The 22,741-nt window shown below is 73.5% G+C and carries 21 protein-coding genes; 8 read left to right on the forward strand and 13 right to left on the reverse strand.

Going from position 1 to position 22,741, the window contains the following annotated elements; genetic code table 11:
* Positions 1-23: 23 nt before the first annotated feature.
* The 8 genes from IRY44_RS02435 to IRY44_RS30580 all read right to left on the reverse strand — a co-directional run bounded on the left by IRY44_RS02435 (position 24) and on the right by IRY44_RS30580 (position 9,923).
* Positions 24-1,130 carry a magnesium and cobalt transport protein CorA gene (locus tag IRY44_RS02435; protein ID WP_194798823.1) on the reverse strand — a complete coding sequence of 369 codons (1,107 nt, stop codon included), beginning with the start codon at positions 1,128-1,130 and terminating at the stop codon, positions 24-26.
* Positions 1,131-1,188: 58 nt separating this feature from the next.
* A complete protein-coding gene (locus IRY44_RS02440) occupies positions 1,189-1,869 on the reverse strand; it encodes a response regulator (protein WP_194798824.1) in 681 nt (226 codons plus the stop codon).
* On the reverse strand, positions 1,866-4,412 hold the full coding sequence (locus tag IRY44_RS02445; protein WP_194798825.1) for a DUF4118 domain-containing protein: 2,547 nt from the start codon (positions 4,410-4,412) through the stop codon (positions 1,866-1,868). The genes IRY44_RS02440 and IRY44_RS02445 overlap by 4 nt, the downstream gene beginning before the upstream one ends.
* Before the next feature lie 71 nt (positions 4,413-4,483).
* Complete coding sequence (locus IRY44_RS02450; RefSeq protein WP_194798826.1) at positions 4,484-5,365, reverse strand: potassium-transporting ATPase subunit C; 882 nt, start codon at positions 5,363-5,365, stop codon at positions 4,484-4,486.
* Complete coding sequence (gene kdpB, locus IRY44_RS02455) at positions 5,365-7,554, reverse strand: potassium-transporting ATPase subunit KdpB (RefSeq protein ID WP_194798827.1); 2,190 nt, start codon at positions 7,552-7,554, stop codon at positions 5,365-5,367. The genes IRY44_RS02450 and kdpB overlap by 1 nt, the downstream gene beginning before the upstream one ends.
* 20 nt (positions 7,555-7,574) lie before the next feature.
* Positions 7,575-9,230 (reverse strand): potassium-transporting ATPase subunit KdpA, encoded by a 1,656-nt coding sequence (kdpA, locus tag IRY44_RS02460; protein WP_194798828.1) that lies wholly within the window; start codon positions 9,228-9,230, stop codon positions 7,575-7,577.
* Positions 9,230-9,319 carry a K(+)-transporting ATPase subunit F gene (gene kdpF, locus IRY44_RS02465; RefSeq protein WP_088643699.1) on the reverse strand — a complete coding sequence of 30 codons (90 nt, stop codon included), beginning with the start codon at positions 9,317-9,319 and terminating at the stop codon, positions 9,230-9,232. Before kdpF ends, kdpA begins: the two co-directional genes overlap by 1 nt.
* Before the next feature lie 184 nt (positions 9,320-9,503).
* Entirely contained in the window at positions 9,504-9,923 is a 420-nt protein-coding gene (locus IRY44_RS30580; protein WP_228531253.1) for a hypothetical protein, read from the reverse strand.
* Positions 9,924-10,094: 171 nt separating this feature from the next.
* Here IRY44_RS30580 and IRY44_RS31160 point away from each other — a divergent pair, with 171 nt between their 5' ends.
* Positions 10,095-13,328 (forward strand): BTAD domain-containing putative transcriptional regulator, encoded by a 3,234-nt coding sequence (locus IRY44_RS31160; RefSeq protein WP_194798829.1) that lies wholly within the window; start codon positions 10,095-10,097, stop codon positions 13,326-13,328.
* On the opposite strand, the gene IRY44_RS02480 is transcribed toward IRY44_RS31160, so the two are convergent.
* The 3 genes from IRY44_RS02480 to IRY44_RS02490 all read right to left on the reverse strand — a co-directional run bounded on the left by IRY44_RS02480 (position 13,270) and on the right by IRY44_RS02490 (position 15,799).
* On the reverse strand, positions 13,270-14,064 hold the full coding sequence (locus tag IRY44_RS02480; RefSeq protein ID WP_194798830.1) for an ABC transporter permease: 795 nt from the start codon (positions 14,062-14,064) through the stop codon (positions 13,270-13,272). The genes IRY44_RS31160 and IRY44_RS02480 overlap by 59 nt on opposite strands.
* Positions 14,061-15,020, reverse strand: a complete 960-nt coding sequence (locus IRY44_RS02485) for an ATP-binding cassette domain-containing protein (protein WP_194798831.1) — start codon at positions 15,018-15,020, stop codon at positions 14,061-14,063. The genes IRY44_RS02480 and IRY44_RS02485 overlap by 4 nt, the downstream gene beginning before the upstream one ends.
* A 74-nt stretch (positions 15,021-15,094) precedes the next feature.
* Positions 15,095-15,799 carry a GAF and ANTAR domain-containing protein gene (locus IRY44_RS02490; RefSeq protein WP_194798832.1) on the reverse strand — a complete coding sequence of 235 codons (705 nt, stop codon included), beginning with the start codon at positions 15,797-15,799 and terminating at the stop codon, positions 15,095-15,097.
* A gap of 196 nt (positions 15,800-15,995) precedes the next feature.
* Between IRY44_RS02490 and IRY44_RS02495 the strand changes: the two genes are divergently transcribed.
* Together IRY44_RS02495 and IRY44_RS02500 are read left to right on the forward strand one after the other, a co-directional pair.
* Positions 15,996-16,388: an STAS domain-containing protein gene (locus tag IRY44_RS02495; RefSeq protein WP_269696033.1), complete on the forward strand. Its 393-nt coding sequence runs from the start codon at positions 15,996-15,998 to the stop codon at positions 16,386-16,388.
* 180 nt (positions 16,389-16,568) lie between these two features.
* Positions 16,569-17,279, forward strand: coding sequence for a GAF and ANTAR domain-containing protein (locus IRY44_RS02500; RefSeq protein WP_194798833.1), 711 nt, complete (start codon positions 16,569-16,571; stop codon positions 17,277-17,279).
* A gap of 8 nt (positions 17,280-17,287) precedes the next feature.
* Here the strand turns inward: IRY44_RS02500 and IRY44_RS02505 are convergent, their stop codons facing one another.
* The gene (locus IRY44_RS02505) at positions 17,288-17,506 is read right to left on the reverse strand and encodes a hypothetical protein (RefSeq protein WP_194798834.1); all 219 of its coding nucleotides are present in this window, start codon (positions 17,504-17,506) and stop codon (positions 17,288-17,290) included.
* An 85-nt stretch (positions 17,507-17,591) separates the two neighbouring features.
* Here IRY44_RS02505 and IRY44_RS02510 point away from each other — a divergent pair, with 85 nt between their 5' ends.
* The gene (locus tag IRY44_RS02510) at positions 17,592-18,347 is read left to right on the forward strand and encodes a cyclopropane-fatty-acyl-phospholipid synthase family protein (RefSeq protein ID WP_194798835.1); all 756 of its coding nucleotides are present in this window, start codon (positions 17,592-17,594) and stop codon (positions 18,345-18,347) included.
* Positions 18,348-18,385: 38 nt separating this feature from the next.
* Positions 18,386-18,811 carry an ATP-binding protein gene (locus tag IRY44_RS02515; RefSeq protein WP_194798836.1) on the forward strand — a complete coding sequence of 142 codons (426 nt, stop codon included), beginning with the start codon at positions 18,386-18,388 and terminating at the stop codon, positions 18,809-18,811.
* A gap of 28 nt (positions 18,812-18,839) precedes the next feature.
* Here IRY44_RS02515 and IRY44_RS02520 read toward each other — a convergent pair whose 3' ends face one another.
* Positions 18,840-19,622 carry a DUF3152 domain-containing protein gene (locus IRY44_RS02520; protein ID WP_194798837.1) on the reverse strand — a complete coding sequence of 261 codons (783 nt, stop codon included), beginning with the start codon at positions 19,620-19,622 and terminating at the stop codon, positions 18,840-18,842.
* Between the two features lie 203 nt (positions 19,623-19,825).
* On the opposite strand from IRY44_RS02520, the gene IRY44_RS02525 reads away from it, so the two are divergent.
* The 3 genes from IRY44_RS02525 (at position 19,826) to IRY44_RS02535 (ending at position 22,726) form a co-directional block, all read left to right on the forward strand.
* A complete protein-coding gene (locus tag IRY44_RS02525) occupies positions 19,826-21,016 on the forward strand; it encodes a DUF2786 domain-containing protein (RefSeq protein WP_194798838.1) in 1,191 nt (396 codons plus the stop codon).
* Between the two features lie 100 nt (positions 21,017-21,116).
* On the forward strand, positions 21,117-21,479 hold the full coding sequence (locus IRY44_RS02530; RefSeq protein ID WP_228531393.1) for a YciI family protein: 363 nt from the start codon (positions 21,117-21,119) through the stop codon (positions 21,477-21,479).
* Positions 21,476-22,726 carry an RNA polymerase sigma factor gene (locus IRY44_RS02535; RefSeq protein WP_194798840.1) on the forward strand — a complete coding sequence of 417 codons (1,251 nt, stop codon included), beginning with the start codon at positions 21,476-21,478 and terminating at the stop codon, positions 22,724-22,726. Before IRY44_RS02530 ends, IRY44_RS02535 begins: the two co-directional genes overlap by 4 nt.
* Positions 22,727-22,741: the final 15 nt, after the last annotated feature.

Here is a 22,741-nt window from a genome sequence, read left to right on the forward strand (position 1 = left end):
GGCCGAGACGCGCCGGGCCTGGCTCAGAGCCAGCCGCGGCGCTTGAACAGCAGGTAGAGCGCGCCGCAGACAGCAAGCATCAGGGTGACCGCGAACAGGTAGCCGTACCGCCAGTCCAGCTCCGGCATGTGGGTGAAGTTCATCCCGTAGACGGTGCCGATCAGGGTGGGCGCGAACAGGATGGCCGCCCACGCGGAGACGCGTTTGATCTCCTCGTTCTGCTCGAAGCTGGCAGCGGTCAGGCTGCGCATCTCCTCGTTCTGCGCCTGCGACACCAGCGTGGCGTTGACGGTGAGGATGTTCTGGAGCAGGTGCCGGAACCCGTCCACCCGCTCCACCACCTGGGTCAGGTGGTCGGCCACGTCGCGCAGCCGGCGGCGTAGCTCCTCGTCAGTGCCGTACCTGTCGAAGCCGTGCGTGAGCGCGTCGACCACCTTCAGCAGCGGCCGGGCGGCCCGCTGGAACTGGATCACCTCGCGGCTCAGCTCGTAGATGCGGCGGCTGGCGTTCGGGTCGCCGCCGAACACCTCGGTCTCGATCTCGTCGATGTCGTTCTCCAGCCCGGCCACCACCGGCGCGTAGCCGTCCACCACCCGGTCGAGTACGGCGTAGAGCACTGCTTCCGGGCCGAGTGCGAGCACCTCGGGTTCGGCCTCCAGCCGCCGCCGTACGCCGGCCAGGTCGGGCGTGCCGCCGTGCCGCACGGTGATCACGAAACCGGGGCCGAGGAACAGGTGCAGCTCGGCGAACTCGACCGCGTCCCGGGCGTCCAGGTAGCGGGCGGCGCGCAGCACCACGAACAGGGTGTCGCCGTAGCGTTCCAGCTTGGGACGCTGGTGGGCGTTGATCGCGTCCTCGACGGCCAGGTCGGGAAGCTGGAACTCGGCGGCGAGCGAGGCCACCTCCTCCCGGCCCGGCCGGCGCAGCCCGATCCAGGCCATCGCGTCGTCGAGCTGTTGCAGGCAGCGGAACGTGTCGGCGAGGCTCACCGGCGACGCCCGGCGTACGCCGTCGACGTAGACGCCGCTGTCGACCAGCCCGTCGGGTCGCTCCGGCTCGGCCGCGCCCGCGTCGATGGCGTGCTCGTCCAGGCGGCGGCCGAACCCCTCCGAGGACCGGTTGTCCGCCATGCCCCTCCCCCGCTGCTCGGCCGGGTCGCCGAGTCCCCCGCCCGCGCTCGCGCAAACGTCAGGGTCGGTAGCGGTAGCCCATGCCCGGTTCGGTGATCAGATGCCGGGGCCGGGCCGGGTCGTCCTCCAGCTTGCGCCGCAGCTGGGCCATGTACTGCCGCAGGTAGTTCGTCTCGTGGTGGTACTCCGGTCCCCACACGTCGTGCAGCAACTGGCGCTGGCTGACCAGCTTGCCCGGGTTGCGCAGCAGCTTCTCCAGCATGGCCCACTGGGTGGGGGTGAGCTTGACCTCGACGCCGTCGTCCCGGGTGACCGTCCGGTCGGCCAGGTCGACGGTGTTGCGGCCGATTCGCAGCGCCGGTACGGCGGGCGTGGCCGGGGCGAGCCGCCGGGTCACCGCCCGGATCCGGGCGAGCAGTTCGTCGACGCCGAACGGCTTGGTCACGTAGTCGTCGGCGCCCGCGTCGAGCGCGGACACCTTGTCCTCGCTGCCGGCCCGCCCGGACAGCACGATGATCGGCACGGCGGTCCAGCCGCGCAGGCCCCGGATGACGTCGGTGCCGTCCAGGTCGGGCAGGCCGAGGTCGAGCACCACCAGGTCCGGCGGGTGGGCGGCGGCGGCCTTGAGCGCGGTAGCGCCGCTGCCTGCGACCTCGACGTCGTAGCCCCGGGCCCGCAGGTTGATCCGCAGCGCGCGCAGGATCTGCGGCTCGTCGTCGACGACCAGGATCCGGGTCATTCCTGCGGCCTCTCCGGCTGGGTGGCGGCCGGCAGCCGCAGCACCAAGGTGAGACCGCCACCGGGCGTGGTCTCCGGGGTGATGCTGCCACCCATCGCCTCGGCGAGTCCCCGGGACAGCGCCAGCCCCAGGCCCACCCCGGTCTGGTTGTCCCGGTCGCCGAGGCGCTGGAACGGCAGGAAGACGTGCTCCCACTGGTCCTCCGGGATGCCCGGCCCGGTGTCGATCACCCGCAGCTCGACCTGTCCGGCGTGTGCGCTGCCGGTGATCGTCGGCGGCCTACCGGGCGGGCTGTGCCGCAGCGCGTTGGCCACGATGTTGACGAGCACCCGCTCCAGCAGGCCCGGGTCGGCGAGCGCCGCCGGCAGGTCGGCCGGGATGTCGGTGGTCACCTCGGCCGCCGCCGGGCCCAGTTCGTCGAGCGCCAGGGGTACGGCGTCCTCCAGCCCGATCGCGGTGGCGCTCACGCCCAGCGCGCCGGCCTGCAACCGGCTCATGTCGAGCAGGTTCGCCACCAGCCGGCTCAGCCGGTCCAGCGACTCGTCGGCGGTGGCGAGCAGTTCCTCCCGGTCGTCCGCGTCGAACTCGACGTCGTGGCTGCGCAGGCTGCTCACCGCCGCCTTCGCCGACGCCAGCGGCGTACGCAGGTCGTGGCTGACCGCCGCGAGCAGCGCGGTCCGCATCCGGTCGGCGGCGGCGAGCGGACGGGCGGTCGCGGCCTCCTCGGCCAGCCGCTCCTGGCGCAGCGCGACGGCGGCCTGCGCCGCGAACGCCTCGACCACCCGCCGGTCGGCCGCCTCCAGCCGCCGGCCGGCGAGCACCACGCTCAGCCGGTCGTCCACCGGCACCACCGTCTCGCCCGCGCCCGGGCTACCGGGCGGCCGGTCACCGACGCTCGCCACCACCCGCCAGGCGTCCGCGCCCCGGGCGCGCGCCGGGCGTCCGCCGGCCTCGTCGGTCAGCTCCAGCACGCTGACCGCGCGCAGCCCGAACGTCTCCCGCAGCCGGTCCAGCAGCGCGGGCAGCGGTCGCTCGCCGCGCAGCACGCTGCCCGCCACGGTGGCCAGGGTCTGCGCTTCGGCGGAGGCCCGGGCCGCCTCCCGGGTACGGCGAGCCGCCACGTCGACCACCCAGCTCACCGCGATGGCGACGCCGACGAACACGCCCAGGGCGAGCAGGTTGTCCGCCTCGGCGATGGTGAGCGTCCGGTACGGCGGCGTGAAGAACCAGTTGAGCAGCAGCGATCCGCCGAGCGCGGCGACCAGCGCGGGCCACAGTCCGCCGACCAGCGCCACGCCCACGACACCGGCGAGGAACAGCAGGATGTCGTTCGTCAGGGTGAGGTCGGGCAGCGTCCGCAGCACGAGCGTGAGCAGCGGCATGCCGAGCACCGCGAGCGCGTACCCGATCAGCCGCCGGCGTCGCGACAGCGCGGCGGGCACCGACGTGCCCCGGCGCCCGCGGCCCGCCTCGGGGTGGGTGACCAGGTGCACGTCGATCGGGCCGGACAGCGCGGTGGTGGTCACGCCGACGCCCCGGGCGAACACCTGCGCGAACCGGCCCCGGCGGCTCGCGCCGAGCACGAGCTGGGTGGCGTTGACGCCCCGCGCGAAGTCGAGCAGCGATGCCGGGATGTCGGTGCCGAGCACCTGGTGGTACGTGCCGCCGAGGCTCTCCACCAGCACCCGCTGCCGGGCCAGCTGGGCCGGGTCGGCGCCGGCCAGCCCGTCGCTGCGGGCCACGTGCACGGCGAGCAGGTCGGCGCCCTTGCTGCGGGCGGCGATCCGGGCGGCCCGGCGGATCAGCGTCTCGCCCTCCGGGCCGCCGGTCAGCGCGACCACCACCCGTTCCCGCGCCTCCCAGGTGTCGGAGATGCCCTGCTGGGCCCGGTACGCGTCGAGCTGCTCGTCGACCTTGTCGGCCAGCCAGAGCAGCGCCAGTTCGCGTAGCGCGGTGAGGTTGCCGACCCGGAAGTAGTTGCCGAGCGCGGCGTCGATCTTGTCGGGCCGGTAGATGTTGCCGTGCGCCATCCGGCGGCGCAGCGCCTCCGGCGTCATGTCCACCAGCTCGACCTGCTCGGCGGCCCGGACCACCTGGTCCGGGACCGTCTCCCGCTGGGTGGTGCCGGTGATCTGCGCGACCACGTCGTTCAGTGACTCCAGGTGCTGCACGTTGACCGTCGAGAGCACGCTGATCCCGGCGTCGAGCAGCTCCTGCACGTCCTGCCAGCGCTTCTCGTGACGGGAGCCGGGCACGTTCGTGTGGGCCAGCTCGTCCACCACGACCACCTCGGGCCGCCGGGCCAGCACCGCGTCCAGGTCCATCTCGGTGAACTCGACGCCCCGGTAGGTCATCGCGCGGCGGGGCACCAGCTCCAGGTCACCGATCATCTCGGCGGTGTGCCGGCGGCCGTGCGTCTCGACCAGGCCGATCACCACGTCGGTGCCGCGCTCGGCCCGGCGCTGGGCCTCCTCGAGCATCGCGTACGTCTTGCCGACGCCCGGGGCGGCCCCGAGATAGATCCGCAGTTCACCCCTGCCCACAGCGTCCATCCTCCCTGACCGGCCGGGAGCGGCCCCGGGTCTTCCCCGGGGCCGCTCCGGTCGCTGTCGCGTCAGCGCGCCGGGAACGCCTCGTCCAGCGCGAGGTTGAGTTCCAGCACGTTCACCCCGGGCTCACCCATGAAGCCCAGCGCCCGGCCGGTGGTGTGCTCGGCGACCAGCCGCCGTACCGCCGCCGGGTCCGCGCCGCGCTCCCGCGCCACCCGGGCCACCTGGATCTCCGCGTACGCCGGGGAGATGTGCGGGTCGAGGCCGCTGCCACTTGCGGTGACCGCGTCGGCCGGTACGGCGGGCCGGGCCGGGGCGTCCCCGCGTACCGGGGTGACGATGCCGCCCTCCGCCACGTAGTCGTGGCCGGGCTGGGCCGCCTCCACCGGTACGCCCTGCCAGGTGGTGACGAACGGCGTCGCCGGCGCGGCCTGGTTGACGCTCACCACACGGGTGATCGGGCCGGTGAGGCCGTCGGCGCGGAACACGGCGAGCACCGCGCCCACCCCGTCCGGCGTGCAGTACGGGCGCCGCCCGTCCACGCCGTCGAGGTCGCCGATCGCCTTGCTGCGCGCGCAGACCTGGGTGAGCAGGCTCGGCGTGGAGCCGGCGGGGTCGGCGGCGAGCGTGTCCACCACGCTCTCCGGGCCGAGGTTGCTCGCCGCGGTGGAGGTCGGGTCGTAGCCCTCCCCGGCGGCCGACGGGCGGGACTGGAAGTAGCGCGGGATCGGGTTGCCGTCCGCGTCGGTGAACGACTGGCCGATCAGCGAGCTGCCGACGGTCCGGCCGCCGACGGTGAGCAGTGAGCCGTCCGCCCTGCCGTCGAGGCCGGGCAACCGGCCGACGGCGACCAGGGCGAGCGGGTAGAGCAGGCCGAGCAGCACGGTGAAGACGAGCACCGCGCGCAGGGCGGCCAGGTGCTGGGAGAGCCAACTGGGAAGGCGCATCACGAGATCCCCGGGACGAACTGGACGAGCAGGTCGATGAGCTTGATGCCGACGAACGGCACCACGATGCCGCCGAGGCCGTAGAGCCACAGGTTGCGGCGCAGCAGCGTCGAGGCGCCGGCCGGGCGGTAGCGCACGCCGCGCAGGGCCAGCGGGATCAACGCCACGATGACTATCGCGTTGAAGACGACGGCGGAGAGGATCGCCGACTCGGGGCTGGCCAGGCGCATGATGTTGAGCCGGTCCAGCGACGGGTAGATGCCGGCGAACATGGCCGGGATGATCGCGAAGTACTTCGCGATGTCGTTGGCGATGCTGAACGTGGTCAGCGCACCCCGGGTGATCAGCAACTGCTTGCCGATCTCCACGATCTCGATCAGCTTGGTCGGGTCGGAGTCGAGGTCGACCATGTTGCCGGCCTCCTTGGCGGCCGACGTGCCGGTGTTCATGGCGACACCGACGTCCGCCTGGGCCAGCGCGGGCGCGTCGTTCGTGCCGTCGCCGGTCATGGCGACGAGCCGGCCGCCCTCCTGCTCCTTCTTGATCAGCGCGAGCTTGTCCTCTGGCGTGGCCTCCGCGAGGAAGTCGTCCACGCCCGCCTCGTCGGCGATCGCCTTCGCGGTACGCGGGTTGTCGCCGGTGATCATCACGGTGCGGATGCCCATCCGGCGCATCTCGTCGAAGCGCTCCCGCATCCCGGCCTTCACCACGTCCTTGAGGTGGATGACGCCGAGCGCCCGGGCCGGCTCCCCGGCCACGTGCTCGGCCACCACGAGCGGCGTGCCGCCGGTGCCGCTGATCGCGTCGACCAGTTCACCGACCTGTTCGGTCGGGTGGCCGCCGTTGTCGCGTACCCACTTCATCACCGCGGCGGCGGCGCCCTTGCGGATGTGCCGGACGTCGCCGCCGGCGTCCAGGTCGACGCCGCTCATCCGGGTCTGCGCGGTGAACGGCACGAACGTGGCGTGCGGGATGAGGCCGGGCTCGCGCTCGCGCAGCCCGTACTCGTTCTTCGCGAGCACCACGACCGAGCGGCCCTCGGGGGTCTCGTCGGCCAGGCTGGACAGTTGCGCCGCGTCGGCGAGCGTGGCCGCGTCCACGCCGTCCACCGGCAGGAACTCGGCGGCCTGCCGGTTGCCGAGCGTGATCGTGCCGGTCTTGTCCAGCAGCAGCGTGTTGACGTCGCCGGCCGCCTCGACCGCCCGGCCGCTCATCGCCAGCACGTTGCGCTGCACGAGCCGGTCCATGCCGGCGATGCCGATCGCGGACAGCAGAGCCCCGATGGTGGTCGGGATGAGACAGACCAGAAGCGACACGAGGACGACGCCGGTGACGCCGGAGTCGGTGATCGCCGCGGTGTCCGGCGCGGCGGCCTGGTAACCCTTGGCGAAGATCGCCATCGGCTGGAGTGTGACGACGGCGAGCAGGAAGATGATCGTCAGCGCGGCCAGCAGGATGTTCAGTGCGATCTCGTTCGGCGTCTTCTGCCGGTTGGCGCCCTCGACCAGCGCGATCATCCGGTCGATGAAGCTCTCGCCCGGCTTCTGCGTGATCCGGACGACGATCCGGTCGGAGAGGACCCGGGTGCCGCCGGTGACCGCGCTGCGGTCGCCGCCGGACTCCCGGATCACCGGGGCGGACTCGCCGGTGATCGCCGACTCGTCGACGCTGGCGATGCCCTCGACCACGTCGCCGTCACCGGGGACGACCTGACCGGCCTCGACCAGGACGACGTCACCCTGCCGCAGCTGCGGCGCGGGCACCGCCTCGTCCCGGTACGCGTTCGCGGCGGCACCCGGCGTCCAGCCGACCAGGCGGGTGGCGACGGTGTCCTGCTTGGCCCGGCGCAGCGTGTCGGCCTGCGCCTTGCCGCGCCCCTCGGCGACCGCCTCGGCCAGGTTCGCGAAGATCACGGTGAGCCAGAGCCAGACGGTGATCGCGATCGCGAAGACGGACGGGTCGGCCACCGCGAGCACTGTGGTGAACAGCGCGCCGATCTCCACGATCAGCATCACCGGGTTGCGCCACAGGGTGCGCGGGTCGAGCTTGCGCAGCGCGTCCGGCGACGACCGGAGCAACTGGCGAGGGTCGAGCAGTCCGCCGCCGACCCGGTCGCGGCGGCCCGGCGTGCCGGGAGCCGCGGTGTCGCCGGTGACCGGCGCGTCGGCGGTCTGCACAGGTGCTGTCATGTCCTTGTCTCTCATGGTGGTCACAGCCCTTCGGCCAGCGGGCCGAGCGCGAGTGCGGGAAGGAAGGTGAGCGCGACGAGGACCACCGTGACGCCGACGACCATGCCGACGAACAACGGCCGGTGGGTCGGCAGGGTGCCCTCGGAGGCGGGTGTGGGTTGCTGGCGGGCCAGCGAGCCGGCCAGCGCGAGCACGAAGATGATCGGCAGGAACCGGCCGAGCAGCATGCAGAGCCCGAGCGCAGTGTTCCACCACTGTGTGTTCACGGTGATGCCGGCGAACGCGGAGCCGTTGTTGTTGCTGGCCGAGGTGAACGCGTAGAGCACTTCGGACAGCCCGTGCGGTCCGGCGTTCAGCGCTGTCGAGGCGTTGCCGGTGGCGAACGCGGCGGCGGTGCCGGTGAGCACCAGCGCCGGGGTGATCAGGAAGTACATCGAGGCGAACTTGATCTCGCGCGAGCCGATCTTCTTGCCCAGGTACTCCGGGGTGCGCCCGACCATCAGGCCGGCCACGAACACCGTGATCACCGCGAGGATCAGCAGCCCGTACAGGCCGGCGCCGACACCGCCGGGGGCGACCTCGCCGAGCATCATGTTGCCCAGCGTCATCATGCCGCCCAGCGCGGTGTACGAGTCGTGGAACGAGTCGACGGCGCCGGTCGAGGTGAGCGTGGTGGCCGCCGCGAACGTGGCCGAGTTCGACACGTCGAAGCGCACCTCCTTGCCCTCCAGCGCCGCGCCGACCGCCTGCGGCACCGTGCCGTCGCCGGCCAGCTCGAAGACGTTTGTGAGGGTGACACTGGCGAACGCCAGGATCGCCATCACGGCGACGATCGCGTAGCCCTGCCGCTTCTGCCCCACCATCCGGCCGAAGACCCGGGGCAGGCTGAACGGGATCACCAGGATCAGGAAGATCTCCAGCCAGTTCGTCCACGCGGTCGGGTTCTCGAACGGGTGGGCGCTGTTGGCGTTGTAGAAGCCGCCGCCGTTGGTGCCCAGCTCCTTGATGACCTCCTGGCTCGCCACCGGCCCGCCGGTGACGGTCTGGGTGCCGCCGGTCAGCGTGGTCACGTCGGTGCCGCCGGAGAGGTTCTGCACCACGCCTCCGAGCATCAACACGAGCGCGCCGAGCACCGCGATCGGCAGCAGGATCCGCAGCGTGACCCGGGTCAGATCGACCCAGAAGTTGCCCAGCTCGCCGGTACGGCTGCGGGCGAAGCCCCGGACCAGCGCCACCGCCACGGCGATGCCGACGGCGGCCGAGACGAAGTTCTGCACCGCCAGGCCGGCCATCTGCACCAGGTGGCCCATCGTCGACTCACCCGAGTACCACTGCCAGTTCGTGTTGGTCACGAACGACACGGCGGTGTTCCAGGCGCCGTGCGGCACCACCGGATCGAATCCCAGCGAGAGCCACAGGTGGTTCTGCAGGCGCTGGAACGCGTACAGGAACAGCAGGGAGACGGCCGAGAAGGCCAGCACCGAGCGGGCGTAGACGCCCCAGGTCTGCTCGGCGGCCGGGTCGACCCCGACCAGGCGGTAGATCCCCCGCTCGACCCGGGACGACCGGGTTCCCGCGACCACGCGGTGCATGTGGTCGCCGAACGGCCGGTGCACGGCGACGAGCGCCGCCACCAGCGACAGGACGAAGAGCACGCCGGCTGTCGTCATGCTCATCAGAAGCGCTCCGGGAACAGCAGGGCGACGACCAGGAACACGCCCAGGCCGATCGCCAGCACCAGGCCGACGGCGTTGACGGCGTTCACAGCTTCTCCACGCCCCTCACCACGAGGGCGAGAGCCGCGAACAGCCCCACCGTCAGCAACACGAACAGCACGTCAGACACGGCTGATCTCTCCTAGCGGAAGATGTCCTCGCGACCGCCTCCCGGCCGCGCCGGGCAATCACAGCGCCGTATCCGGCGCACGGACAGGGGTCTTGACGCGACCATCACGCGCGGCCACGGTTTCTTGACGCGCTTTTCACGCCGTCTCCGGGGCCGGTGATCCGGGTCACCGGCCGGGCCTCGGCGCCGATCGACCGGAGGTGCCGGTAGCCGGCGCCGAGCACCGCGGCGAACCCGATCGGCACGGCCCGGGACCAGGCGTCACCCGGGCCGGTCAGCTCGCCGTAGCCGTGCGCGAGGAACCCGACGAAGACCGCCGCACCCAGCGCGGTCACCGCCGCGACCGCGCGCAGATCGGCCACCACAGCGGCGTACGCCCCGACGACGCCCGCCATCGCCAGGACCCGCCCGGGCCGCTCGCCGGGTGTAAACACCCCGGCCGCCATCAGCGCCGCGCCGACCACCACTGCGGCGCCTGCGGCCACCCGGAATCCGGTGCACCCGTCCGCCCGTTCTCGTCCCATTTCCGCCTCCCGCGTCGGTACGTCCTTCGCGGGCCATACCAACCGGGCCGGGTGCGCACGGTCGACTGCTTTGACGGATCCGGTACGGGCGGGCCGGGGCTTTTCACGCCGCCTTCACGGACCGCCCGGCGCGGGGCCGTCACGAGCCGGTCCGCCGCCTACGCTGGCCCGGTGACCACCGAACTGACCCTGCTGTCGGACGTGGTCTGCCGAGGAGTGCCGGTGGGCGGCGCACGGCTGCGCGGGCTGCTGGCACTCCTGGCCGGCCGGCTCGGGTCCGGCTGCGGCACCGGCGCGCTCGTCGATGCGCTCTGGCCGGACGACCCGCCCCGGCATCCGGTCAAGGCGTTGCAGATCCTGGTCTCCCGGGCCCGCGCCGAGCTGGGCGCCGACCTGATCGTCCGGACCGCCACCGGTTACCGGCTGGCGCTCACCGACGCGCAGGTGGACGCGGCGGCAGTGCTGCGGCACGCCGCGGCGGCGGCCCGGCACGCCCGCGCGGGTGCGCACGCGGAAGCCCTCGCCGAGGCGGAGGCGGGCCTGAGGAACTGGTCCGGGCCGCCGGCCGACGACCCGGGCGAGGGCGATCCACTCACCGCGTTGCGTGCGGAGAGGGCGGCCACGCACCGGGAACTGTCCCGGGCACGGGCGCTCGCGTTGTCCCGGCTCGGACGGTCCGCGGAGGCGCTGCCCGGGCTCGCCGCGCTGGCCGCCGGGGGTCCGTACGACGAGGAACTGCTGGCCGAGCTGCTCCGCTGCGAGGCAGCGGTGACGAGCCGGTCGGCGGCGCTGAACCGGTACGAGGACTACCGCCGCTCGCTCCGCGACGAGCTGGGCGCCGAGCCGGGAGCGGCGCTGCGCGAGCTGCACCGGGAACTGCTCGACGGGGAGAGCCGGGTGGCCCGGCCCGGCATCCCGTACGAGCCGAACCCGCTGCTGGGCCGCGAGGGCGACCTGGCCTCGGTGGAGTCCCTGCTGGCCGGCTCCCGGGTGGTCTCCGTCGTCGGCCCGGGCGGGCTGGGCAAGACCCGGCTCGCGTACGCCGTGGCCCGGCGCGCACCGCAGCGCAGCGTACGTCTGGTGGCGCTCGGCGCGGTCGCCGTCGACGGCGACGTGCCGGAGGCGGTCGCCGCGGCGCTGGGGGTGGGCGAGCCGGTGGCCGGGCCGGTCGGCGCGCTGCCGATGCCCGCCGACCCGGTCGCCGCGATCGTGGCGGCGCTCGGACCGGGGCCGGTGCTGCTGGTGCTGGACAACTGCGAGCAGGTGGTCCGGGGCGTCGCCGAGCTGGTGGCGGCGCTGCTGGCGGCGACCCGGGAGCTGCGGGTGCTGACCACCAGCCGCACCCCGCTGGGATTGACCTCGGAGGCGGTGCACGCGCTGCCCGAACTGCCGCTGGACACGGCGGTGCAGCTGTTCACGCAGCGGGCCCGCGCCGCCCGGCCGGGCGTTGTGCTGCCCGCCGACCAGGTGGCCGAGGTGTGCCGGCATCTGGACGGGATGCCGCTGGCGATCGAGCTGGCCGCAGCCCGGGTGCGGGCGATGAGCGTGCCGGAGCTGGCCCGCCGCCTCGACGACCGGTTCGGGCTGCTGCGTGGCGGCCCCCGGGACGCGCCACCACGCCACCACACGCTGCACGCGGTGGTCGACTGGAGCTGGAACCTGCTGCGGCCGGAAGGGCGGGCGGCGTTGCGGGCGCTGTCGGTGTTCCCGGACGGGTTCAGCACGGAGGCGGCGGACCGGGTGCTCGGCGAGGACGCGCTGCCGGTGCTGGAACACCTCGTCGACCAGTCACTGCTGCGGGTGGAGGAGACGCCCGACGCGATCCGGTTCCGGATGCTGGAGACGGTGCGGGAGTTCGGCGCCGCCCGCCGTGCCGAGGCCGGCGAGGACGAGCGGGTGGTGGCGGCGTTCCTCGCCTGGGCCCGCGAGTTCGGCCTCGGGCACCACGAGGCGCTGCTCGGCGCCGAGCCGTTCACCACGGTCGCGACGGTCCGCGCCGAGCAGGACAACCTGGTCGCCGCGCTGCGCCTGGCAGTGGCCCGGTCCGACGCGCCGACGGTGGCGGGTGTCGCCGCCGCGCTGGCCGCCGTGTGGACGCTGGACACCAGCTACACCCGGATGCTCGCGCTGGTCGCCGACACCGACTTCCTGCTGTCCCACTACCGTCCGGCGCCGGAGTTCGTGGCGCCGGTCCGTACCGTCGCCGTGCTCGGCGTGGCGCACAACCTGATGATCGCCGGGCGTCGCTCGACCCGCTCGCTGGTCGTGCTGCGCCGCCTGCCGCCGCCCCCGCCGGACACGGTCGCCGGTGCGATGGCGGTGGTACTGGGCGCGCTCCCCGAGATCGGCGCCGACCCGGCCGTGCTCACCGCGCTGCGCGCGCACCGCGAACCGCTTGTCGTCGCGATGGCGAACGCCCTGGCCAGCTACCTGCTGGAACAGGCCGGCCGGCCCGACGACGCGCTCGACGCGGCCCGGCGGATGCTCGACGCGGTGGCGCACCGGCCGCTGCGGTGGCTCCTGGTGCTCGCCCACTCCCGGGTCGGCGAACTCTGCATGCAGGCCGAACGCTCGGCGGAGGCCCGGGACAACCTGACCGCCGCGCTGGACCTGCTGGCCGACTCCGGCCCGTGGTGGGACCGCCTCCAGATCCGCTGGAGCCTGGTGCTGGTCAACCTGGCGCTGGGCGAGGTCGACGAGGCGGAACGCTGGCTGCGGCTGGCCACCACCGATGCCTGCGACAGTCGATACGACGCCGTGCCGGTGCCGGACGACCAGTACGGCATGCGGGCGTACGAGCGCGGCATCCGGGCCGAGTTCGCGCTGGCCCGGGGCGATGTCGAGGCCGGACTGGCCGGCTGGCGGGAGGCGCTGCACGGGTTGCGTCAACCGTCGGATCCGCTCGTCTGGTCCGGCCCGCCCGGCGACGCGCCGTGGCATCTGGAGATCCGGGCGGCTGCCCTGGCCGCGCACGCCCGGTACGGCCGGCTGGACCTGGTGCCGGGGCTCGCCGAGACGTTGCGCCGCCGGAGCGTGACCCTGCTGGCCGACCCGATCACCGACCCGCCCGGTTTTCTCGTGCAGCTGCCGCTCCACGGGTCGCTGCTGCTCGCCCTCGCCCTGGTCGAGCTGGACCGGTCGGGCGGTACCGGCGACGGTGCCGCCGGCGCCCGGCTGGTCGCGCTCGCCGAACGCTTCGGCTACCTGCGCAACTTCCAGCCCACCATGTCCTCGGCGGCGGCCCGCCGGGCGGCGCGCGACGCGGACGCGGCGGCGTACGACGCGGCCAGCGCGTCGTACGCCGCTCTCGACCACGACGAGCTGCGGCTCGCCGCCGTGGCGGAACTCAGCGGGAGGGATCCCGGTCGTACAGCCGGCGCGCCCACAGGTAACCGAGCAGGCTGATCCCGGCGCACCACGCCACCGCCACGAGCGCGTCACCGCCGTCGACCGGGCCGGCCAGGAGCAGGCCGCGCAACGTCTCCATGATCGGGGTGAACGGCTGGTGCTCGGCGAACCAGCCGAGCCACCCGGGCATCGAGCCGGTCGGCACGAACCCGCTGCCCAGGAACGGCAGCAGCAGCAACGGCATGGGCAGGTTGCTGGCGCTCTCCACGCTCTTGGACACCATGCCCAGCGCCACCGACAGCCAGGTGATCGCGAACGCGGTCAGGGTGAGCAGCCCGACGGCGGCGATCCACTGCGCCGGGGAGGCGTCCGGCCGGAATCCGACCAGCAACGCGACACCGACCACCACCGCCAGGCCGAGCAGCGTCTGCGTCACCGCGCCGACGACGTGGCCGGTGAGGACCGCCGCGCGGGCGATGGACATGGTGCGGAACCGCGCCACGATGCCCTCGGTCATGTCCATGGCCACCGCGATCGCGGTGCCCTGCGCCGCGCCGGCCATGGCGAGCAGCAGGATGCCGGGGGTCACGTAGTCGGCGTACGCGGACCGGCCCCCGGCCACGTCGCCGAGTCCGTTGCCGAGCGTGCCGCCGAAGACGTAGACGAACAACAGCAGAAAGATCACCGGCAGGGCGATCACCACGACGGTCAGCGACGGGTAGCGCACCGCGTGCTTCAGGTTGCGGCGCAGCATGGTCGCCGAGTCGCCGATGGTGTGGGCGAGCGTGCTCATGCGGTCACCTTCTCCTCGGTCGGGTGGCCGGTGAGGGCCAGGAAGACGTCGTCCAGGTCGGGGGTGTGCAGGCTCAACGAATCGACAGCGACACCGGCGGCGTCGAGCCGGTCGAGGAGCCCCCGCACCCCGCTGACGCTCCCGTCGCCCGGCACCCGCAGGGTGAGGTCGTCGTCGTGCCGGGTGGCCGCCGGGAACAGCCCGGCCGCCGCGGCCAGGTGCGCCGCGTCGGTGAAGTGCAGGCGTACGTGGCCGCCGGGCACCATCCGCTTCAGCTCGGCCGGGCTGCCCTCGGCGACCAGCCGACCGCCGTCGAGCAGCGCGACCCGATCGGCCAGATGGTCGGCCTCCTCCAGGTACTGGGTGGTGAGGAAGACGGTGGCGCCCTCGGCCACCAGCTCACGGACGATCTGCCACATGGCCCGGCGGCTGCGCGGGTCCAGGCCGGTCGTCGGCTCGTCCAGGAAGATCAGCCGGGGGCGGCCGACGAGCGTCATCGCCAGGTCCAGCCGGCGCTTCATCCCGCCCGAGTATGTCGCCACCGGCTTGCCCGCCGCCTCGGTCAGGTCGAAGCGGGCCAGCAGGTCGTCCACCACCCGCCGTCCCTCGGTCCGGCCCAGGTGCCGCAGGTCGGTCATCAGCCGCAGGTTCTCCGCGCCGGTGAGCAGCGCGTCAACGGCGGAGAACTGGCCGGTCACGCCGATCGCGGCGCGTACCCGGTCCGGTTCGGCGGTCACGTCGTGGCCGGCGACCCGGACGGTGCCGGCGTCGGGGCGGATCAGTGTGGAGAGGATCTGCACGGTGGTGGTCTTGCCGGCGCCGTTCGGGCCGAGCAGGGCGAACACGGTGGCCTCGGGTACGCGCAGGTCGACACCGTCGAGCACCACCTGTCTCCGGTACGCCTTGCGCAGCCCGGACACCTCGACCATCGCGCCGGGAGAGTTCGTCGTCGTCATGCCCGCAACCGTGACGGCAGGCAGGATCAGCGCGGTTTCACGACGGTTTCACGCCCCGCGACGACGTGTACGGATCAGCGGGCGGCGGCGCGGGAGACGAGTGCCTCGGCCACCTCGCGCAGCTTGCGGTTGGAGTCCTGGGAGAGCTTGGCGAGCAGCGTGAACGCCTCCTCGGCCGAGCAGCGCCGCTGTCCCATGATGATCCCCTTCGCCTGCTCGATCACCGCCCGGCTGCGCATCGCCTCCTGCATCTGCCGGGCCAGCGTCGCGGTGCTCTCGTAGAGGTGCGTGTTGGCGAGCGCCACCGCCGCGTACGCGGCGAACTCCTCCGCCAGCTCGATCGACGCCTTGTCGAACGCGTCGGTGGATCTTCCGTATACGTTCAGCGCCCCGGTGACCGCCTCCTGGATCGGCAGTCCGATCGACAGCGAACTCTGCACGCCCGCCGAGCGGGCCCGCGCCGCCCAGCCGGGCCAGCGCGGCTCATCGGTCAGGTCGGGCAGGGAGATGCTCACCGCGCTGACCGAGGCGTCCAGGCAGGGCCCGTCGTCGTGCTCGTACTGCCACTCGTCCAGGCTGCGGGCCAGGTCGCTGGTGTAGGCGATGGCCCGGCTCGCGCCGGCCTGCACCAGGGAGACGGACACCTCGGCGCTGCCCGGCACCGCCCGGTTCGCCAGGTCGGCGACGCGCGCCAGCACGTCGTCGAGCGCCACCTCGTCGAGCCGGATCCGACTCAGCTCCGCGAGGGCTTCGCCGGGGTCGATGCGGGGGGCTTCCATGCTCTCGTCCTGTCCTGACGGGGATCATCGGCAGCGCTCGTTGCGATGACGGTACCCGGGACCGGCGGGTCCGAACTCGTCCCACGCTGCGATGTCCACCCCGTCGGCGTATCTTCGGATACGGGTCAAGACATGCGCCCTCCTGCTCCCGGCGAGTGCCGCCGGGAGCCTCCTCGGACGTTGAGGTGGGGGTGCCGTGTCCGACGAACAGCCGATCATGTGGCTGAGCTGCCACGCGGGCACGGACGTGACTCAGGTCTCGGTGGCCGGCGAGGTGGATCTCAGCAACGCGCATCTGCTCACCGAACTCGTGGAGACGGCCGTCGCGGCGCCCGCCCCGCTCGTGGTGATCGACCTCGCGGAGGTCAGCTTCTTCGGCGCGTACGGCACGAACGCGCTGGTGCTGGCGCATCGGATGCTCACCCGGCACGGCCGGCGGCTGATCCTGCACCGCCCCTCCCCGGTGGTCCGGCGCGTCCTCGCCGTCACCGGCACGCTCGGCGCGTTCGAGGTCGTCGATCGCCCGGCGCTACCGGCCGCCGGCCACGCGTCGGCACGTCCCGTCCTACCGACCCGTTCCGGGTCGTAGAGTTGTCCCGGTAGTCGACGTCCCGTCCGGGGCGTCACGAACGAGCGTCAAGAAGCGGCGCGGTCCCGATCTCCGTCAGGAATCGGGACGCCGGTCCGTCACCACGGGCCGATCCCCACCACCAGCCGTCGCGCCCCTCGCGGGCCGGCGGCGTCGCTTCGCACAAGGACGTCACCGCTCATGCCGCAGGACCACCCCGACCTCGCCGCTGCCTTGATCAGACTCGGTCGGATCAAGTACGACGAAGTCGACCTCGACGTGGTGTTGTCGACCATCGCCCAGGTCGCCAAGGACACCCTGCCCGGGACCGCAGAGGTCTCGGTCACCCTGGTCCAGGGCACCGAGGCGCACACCGCCGCGTACACCGGCGAACTGGCACTGACGCTCGACGAGTGGCAGTACGCGCAGGGCCGCGGCCCGTGCCTGGACGCCGCCACCACCGGCACCGCCATGCTGGTACCGGACATGGCGGCGGAGAGCCGCTGGCCGGAGTGGGCGGCCCGGGCGCACGCAGCGGGCGCGGCCAGCTCGCTGTCGATCGGCCTGCCCATTCAGGAGGCGATGGTCGGCGCGCTGAACATCTACGGCGCGTCCCCGGGCGTCCTGGACCGCCAGGTCGAGCTGGCGCAGACGCTGGCCGGGTACGCCGCCATCGCGCTGGCCAACGTCCACCTCTACGAGAGCACGGCGACGCTGGCGCAGCAGATGCAGGAGGCGATGCAGAGCCGGGCCGTGATCGAGCAGGCGAAGGGCATCATCATGGGGCAGCGGCGCTGCTCGGCCGACGAGGCGTTCGCCATCCTGGCCCGGGTGTCGCAGGACTCCAACCGCAAGCTGCGCGAGGTCGCCGAGTCACTCGTCGATCGCGCGGTGCACGGACCTCGTGACTGAGCGTGAGGTCAGCGCGGCATCGCCCGCCAGCCGGAGCCGCTCGCGCGCCACGCCCCGGCGAGGATCGTCGCTGAGCCACGACTCGGGCACTGCTGAATCTTCGACCGGCCGCTCGCTCCGCCGATCTGCGCCTGGACCTGCCACTGGCTTCCGTCGGTACGGATGTATACGTCGCGCCGTCCGCGAGGGTTGCTGACGCCGTTCCACCAGTGTTCCTCGACCACCATGCGGTGACCGTACCCCAGGAGACCCGGACGGGCCCAGACCGGAATTCCGTTGCTCCGCGTCACCGGGGGGCGGCACCCTCCACTGATGACCTCACCGGACCTGCCGCGCCAGTTCACCATCCGCGAAGGCGAACTGCGCATCCTCAACCCGATCGACGACGTCAAGCTGGCCACACTGGGCCGGGCGATCCGATTGCGCCCCGGCGACGAAGTGCTCGACCTGTGCAGCGGCAAGGGGGAACTGCTCTGCACCTGGGCCCGGGACCACGGGATCACCGGCACCGGGGTCGACCTGAGCACCGCCTTCACCGCCGCCGCCCGGGAGCGCGCCACCGAACTCGGTGTAGCCGACCGGGTACTTTTCGTGCACGGCGACGCCGCGGCGTACATCCCGGAGCGTCCGGTCGACATGGCCGCCTGCGTCGGTGCGACCTGGATCGGCGGCGGGGTGCCCGGGACGCTGGAGCTGCTCGGCCGGGCGTTGCGGCCGGGCGGCATGGCGCTCGTCGGCGAGCCCTACTGGCGGCGTGACCCGCCGGACGACGAGGCGGTCACCGGCTCGCACGCCCGGTCCCGCGACGAGTTCACCGACCTGCCCGGCCTGGTCGCGTCGTTCGGCGAGTGCGGCTGGGATCTGGTCGAGATGGTCCTCGCCGACCAGGACAGCTGGGACCGGTACGCCGCCGCGCACTGGCTGAACCTGCGCCGCTGGCTGGACGCCAACCCGGACGACGAACTGGCCCCGGAGCTGCGGCGGGAGCTGACCGAGGACCCGGTGCGGTACGTCCGCTTCCAGCGCGAGTACATGGGGTGGGGCGTCTTCGCGCTGCTGCGCCGCTGAGCTGCTTAACGAGCGGCTACGCAGGGTAAAGGCAGATCATGGGACAGTTGCGCACCTCGCCGCCGCCGCCACAGGCCACCGAGCTGGAGCAGTGGGTGCTCGACAGTCCCGAGGATCTTCGTGGGCTGCGCGCCTCGCTCCGTGACGCGCTGAACCGGCACGGGCTGGTGCAGGGCGAGAATCTGGACGAGGTGCCACACCTGGTAGTGCTCGTCGCCACCGAGCTGGCGAGCAACGCGCTGCGGCACGGCCGGCCGCCCACCATCGTCACGCTGCTCACCACCGACGACCGGTTCCTGCTCGACGTGGCCGACCACGACGTCAGTTCGGTGCCGGAGCTGACCGACATCAGTCCGACGGACTCGGGCGGGCGGGGTCTGTTCCTGGCGCAGTCGGTCTCGCTCGACGTGGGCTGGTACGCCACCGAGAAGACCAAGAACATCTGGGCCTCGTTCTCCCGGTGAAGGGCCGGGGCGGCCGCCGGGCGAGGGCTCAGCGGTCCCCGGCCGGGATCGGGTCGTCGTACTGGCCGGGCGGTCCGGACAGCGGCTCGCCGCCCACGATCGGCCACGGGTTCGGTGTGCAGCCGTGCAGGCCGAGCGTCTGCTGCACCATGACCGGCGCCGGACCGCCGGCCCGGGGGCAGCGCTCGTGGCCGCGGCCCAGCCGGTGGCCGACCTCGTGGTTGAGCAGGTACTGCCGGTATCGGGAGAGATCGCTGACGTGCGGCACCCCGTACACCCAGCGGGCCACGTTGATCACCACCTGGTCGCCGTTGCGGCAGGACGTGTAGCTGTCGCTCGGGTCGCCGCACAGCCGCCCCCTGGTGACAGGCGTGGTGAGCAGCACTGTGAAGTCGGCGCGGTCGTCGCGGCCCACCCGTTGCAGCCGCCACCGGCCGTCGCCGGTCCAGCCCCGCCGGTCGGCGAGGGTGGCGGCGACGTCCCGGGCGAACCGCTCCACGTCCACGTTGCGGATGCCGTCCTCGACCGCGACCCGGTAGCGCAGCAGCTCACCGGAGCGCCCGGCGACCGCGCCGACCGTGTCGGCGGTCCGGAAGGTGCCGTCGCCCCGGGCCGGGTAGCCGATGCCGGGGGCCACCCGGCCGGCCGCCGGAACCGGTGTCGGCGCGACCGTCGGCGTGGGACGCGCGTCCGGCGCGGGCGCGCTCGGTGCCGCCGCCTGTACGGTCCGCCGCACGTCGATGCGGTCCAGCAGGTCCGGGTGCCGGGCGGCGTACCCCCCGGCTGCGAGCGCGGCACCGACCAGGACCACCGCCAGGACCCGTGGTGATCGCGGCCTCCGTCGTCGCCGGTGCAGCCCCCGGTCGTGCCCGCCCACGTGATCTCCGTCCGTCGCGCCGCCCCGCTCCGGGCAGGAGTACGGACGGCGGGCCCGGACGGTTGAACGGCGGGCCGGGTACCGTCGGTGCCGGGGTGGGCGACCTGCCGCCTGTCGGAGTCCAGGGAGAGCCACCCGTGTCACCAGCCGAGCGACTGCTCGACGCCGCCGTCGCGACCGCGCGCGGCACCGACGTACGCGCTGCCGAGCGAGCCCTCGACGGCCTCGTGGTGGCCGACGGCGCGGCGGTCGACGCGGCGCTGCTCGCCCGGCTCACGCGGGACGTGGGACGGCTCTGGCCGCGCGGCTGGCAGCCCGCCGACCTGGACCGGCTCGCCACGCGGCGGCTCACTCCCCGCGGTGCCCGGCTGCTGCGCGACGCGATGGCCGCGCAGCGGCGCACGCTGCCCGCGCCCGTCCCGGCCTGGTTCGACGAGCAGCTCACCGAGACCGGCGCCCGCTGGGACGACGACGCGGGCTGGCTGGACCGGCGGGCCTACGGCGACCGGATCACCGCGCTGCGGGACGCGGTCGACGCGGTCGTCCTGGTGGTGGGGCTGCCGCCGATCGCGGTGCTCCGGCCGCCGCCCGGCTCGGCCGGTACCGCCCTGGCCGCCACGACACCGAGCGGTTCCCGGATGCTCGACCGGGTACGCGCGCTGCTGGCGAAGGCCGAGTCGACCGGCTACCCGGCCGAGGCGGAGGCGTTCACCGCGAAGGCGCAGGAGCTGATGGCCCGGCACAGCATCGACGCGGCGCTGCTCGACGCCGGGGCCGACCGGACCGGCGGCCCGGGTGGCGTGCGGATCGGCGTCGACGCCCCGTACGCGGCCGCGAAGGCGCTGCTGATCCAGGAGGTCGCGGCGGCGAACCGGTGCGAGTCGGTCTGGTCCGACGACCTGGGCTTCGCCACGGTGCTCGGCTTCCCGGCCGATCTGGCGGCTGTCGAACTGCTACACACCTCGCTGCTCGTGCAGGCCACCGCCGCGATGCTGCGCGGCCGGGGCGAGCGCGGCAGGGCCGGCGGGCGGCGTACCAAGGGCTACGACGAGTCGTTCCTCAACGCGTTCGCGCTACGCGTCGGCGACCGGCTGCGGGAGGCGAGCGCGGCGGCAGCGGAGGAACTCGCCGACGACCGGCTGCTGCCGGTGCTCGCGGCCCGCTCCGACGCCGTCCGGGAACGCGTCGACCAGCTCTTTCCCGGTACCACCCGGCACCGCCTCCAGGTGCGCGACGAGCAGGGCTGGGTCTCCGGCACCAGCGCGGCCGACCGCGCCTCGCTCGACCCCGGCCGTCCGGCACGCCGTCCGGTTCGCGGGGGCCGCTGACCTTCCCGGGTGATGATGTCGGATCGGGCGGACCGGCTCCGACCCGTCTGCGAGGCGCCACCGCCGGTGGCCCGCACCCGAGGAGTACACCGTGAAGTACATGCTGCTGATCTGGAACCGGCCCGGCTTCGTGGAGGAGCTGTCCGAGGCGGAACGCACCGCGATCTTCGGTGAGGTCGACGAGATCATGAAGGAGCTGACCGAGTCCGGCGAACTGGTCGGCGGCGAGGCGCTGGCCCACCCCTCGCAGACCCGCACGGCCCGCCCGGCGGCCGGTGGCGGCGCCGAGGTCACCGACGGGCCGTTCATGGAGAGCAAGGAGCAGTTCGCCGGCTACCTGACCGTCGACTGCGAGACCCCGGAGCGGGCCGCCGAGATCGCCGCGCGCTGGCCGGACGTACGGCACGGTTTCGGTGTGCTGGAGGTGCGCGCGGTGATGGAGCAGGCCGGGACGGAGATGTGACATCACCTGTGGTCGAGGACCTGCTGCGTACGCTCGCGCCGCAGGTCCTCGGCGTGCTCGTCCGCCGGCACGGCCAGTTCTACGCCTGCGAGGACGCCGTCCAGGAGGCGCTGCTCGCCGCCGCCGTGCAGTGGCCGGAGCAGGGCCTGCCCGACCACCCCCGCTCCTGGCTGGTCACCGTCGCCACCCGGCGGCTCACCGACGAGTGGCGCAGCGAGCACGCCCGCCGGGAACGCGAGGTGGCTGTCGCGGTCCGGCAGCCCGCGTACGCGGCTGTCGTCCCGCCCGCCGACGAGGAGACCCCGAGCGGCGACGACACGTTGAAGCTGCTGTTCCTCTGCTGCCATCCGGCGTTGCCGGTGAGCGGGCAGGTGGCGCTCACGCTGCGCGCCGTGGGCGGGTTGAGCACGGCCGAGATCGCCCGCGCGTACCTGGTGCCGGAGGCGACGATGAGCCAGCGGATCCGCCGGGCGAAGCAGCGGATCGAGGCGTCCGGCGCGCGTTTCACGCTGCCGTCCCCGGCGGACCGGGACGAGCGGCTGGCCGCCGTGCTGCGGGTGCTCTACCTGGTCTTCAACGAGGGTTACACCGCGTCCAGCGGCGAGGCGCTGCACCGGGCCGAGCTGACCGCAGAGGCGATCCGGCTGACCCGGGAGCTGCGCCGGCTGCTCCCGGACGACGGCGAGGTGGCCGGGTTGCTGGCGCTGATGCTGCTCACCGACGCGCACCGGGCCGCCCGTACCGGGCCGGACGGCGAGCTGGTGCCGCTGGCGGAGCAGGACCGCAGCCGGTGGGACCGGGACGCCGTCGCGGAGGGGGTGGCGCTGGTGACCGAGGCGCTCACCTGGTCGGCGCCCGGGCCGTACCAGGTGCAGGCGGCGATCGCCGCTGTGCACGCGGAGGCGCCCACCGCCGAGGACACCGACTGGCGGCAGATCGTCGCGCTCTACCGGGTGCTGGCGCAGGTCGCGCCGAACCCGATGGTCACGCTCAACCAGGCCGTCGCGGTGGCAATGGTGGACGGCCCGCGTGCCGGGCTGGCGCTGCTGGCCACGCTCGACGGCGACGACCGGACCGCGGGGCACCACCGGCTCGCCGCCGTCCGCGCACACCTGCTCGACCTGGCCGGTGACCGTGCGGAGGCCCGGGCCGCGTACCTGGCCGCCGCGCGGGCCACCACGAGCCTGCCGGAGCGGCGTTATCTGGAGGTACGCGCCGCGCGCCTGGCCGGTGACCGGCCGCGCTGACCCGCGCCCGGACAG

This window comes from Micromonospora sp. ANENR4, assembly GCF_015354395.1.
Classification (GTDB): domain Bacteria; phylum Actinomycetota; class Actinomycetes; order Mycobacteriales; family Micromonosporaceae; genus Micromonospora; species Micromonospora aurantiaca.

Excerpts from the sequence above, each read along its gene's own strand:
- IRY44_RS02500 (WP_194798833.1), top strand. The coding sequence starts at position 16,569 with ATGCCGCAGGACCACCCCGACCTCGCCGCTGCCTTGATCAGACTCGGT.
- IRY44_RS02480 (WP_194798830.1), bottom strand. The coding sequence starts at position 14,064 with ATGAGCACGCTCGCCCACACCATCGGCGACTCGGCGACCATGCTGCGC.
- IRY44_RS02515 (WP_194798836.1), top strand. The coding sequence starts at position 18,386 with ATGGGACAGTTGCGCACCTCGCCGCCGCCGCCACAGGCCACCGAGCTG.
- kdpB (WP_194798827.1), bottom strand. The coding sequence starts at position 7,554 with ATGACAGCACCTGTGCAGACCGCCGACGCGCCGGTCACCGGCGACACC.
- IRY44_RS02490 (WP_194798832.1), bottom strand. The coding sequence starts at position 15,799 with ATGGAAGCCCCCCGCATCGACCCCGGCGAAGCCCTCGCGGAGCTGAGT.
- IRY44_RS02505 (WP_194798834.1), bottom strand. The coding sequence starts at position 17,506 with ATGGTGGTCGAGGAACACTGGTGGAACGGCGTCAGCAACCCTCGCGGA.
- IRY44_RS02450 (WP_194798826.1), bottom strand. The coding sequence starts at position 5,365 with ATGCGCCTTCCCAGTTGGCTCTCCCAGCACCTGGCCGCCCTGCGCGCG.
- IRY44_RS30580 (WP_228531253.1), bottom strand. The coding sequence starts at position 9,923 with ATGGGACGAGAACGGGCGGACGGGTGCACCGGATTCCGGGTGGCCGCA.
- IRY44_RS02435 (WP_194798823.1), bottom strand. The coding sequence starts at position 1,130 with ATGGCGGACAACCGGTCCTCGGAGGGGTTCGGCCGCCGCCTGGACGAG.
- IRY44_RS02485 (WP_194798831.1), bottom strand. The coding sequence starts at position 15,020 with ATGACGACGACGAACTCTCCCGGCGCGATGGTCGAGGTGTCCGGGCTG.
- IRY44_RS02440 (WP_194798824.1), bottom strand. The coding sequence starts at position 1,869 with ATGACCCGGATCCTGGTCGTCGACGACGAGCCGCAGATCCTGCGCGCG.
- IRY44_RS02530 (WP_228531393.1), top strand. The coding sequence starts at position 21,117 with ATGCTGCTGATCTGGAACCGGCCCGGCTTCGTGGAGGAGCTGTCCGAG.
- kdpA (WP_194798828.1), bottom strand. The coding sequence starts at position 9,230 with ATGAGCATGACGACAGCCGGCGTGCTCTTCGTCCTGTCGCTGGTGGCG.
- IRY44_RS02510 (WP_194798835.1), top strand. The coding sequence starts at position 17,592 with ATGACCTCACCGGACCTGCCGCGCCAGTTCACCATCCGCGAAGGCGAA.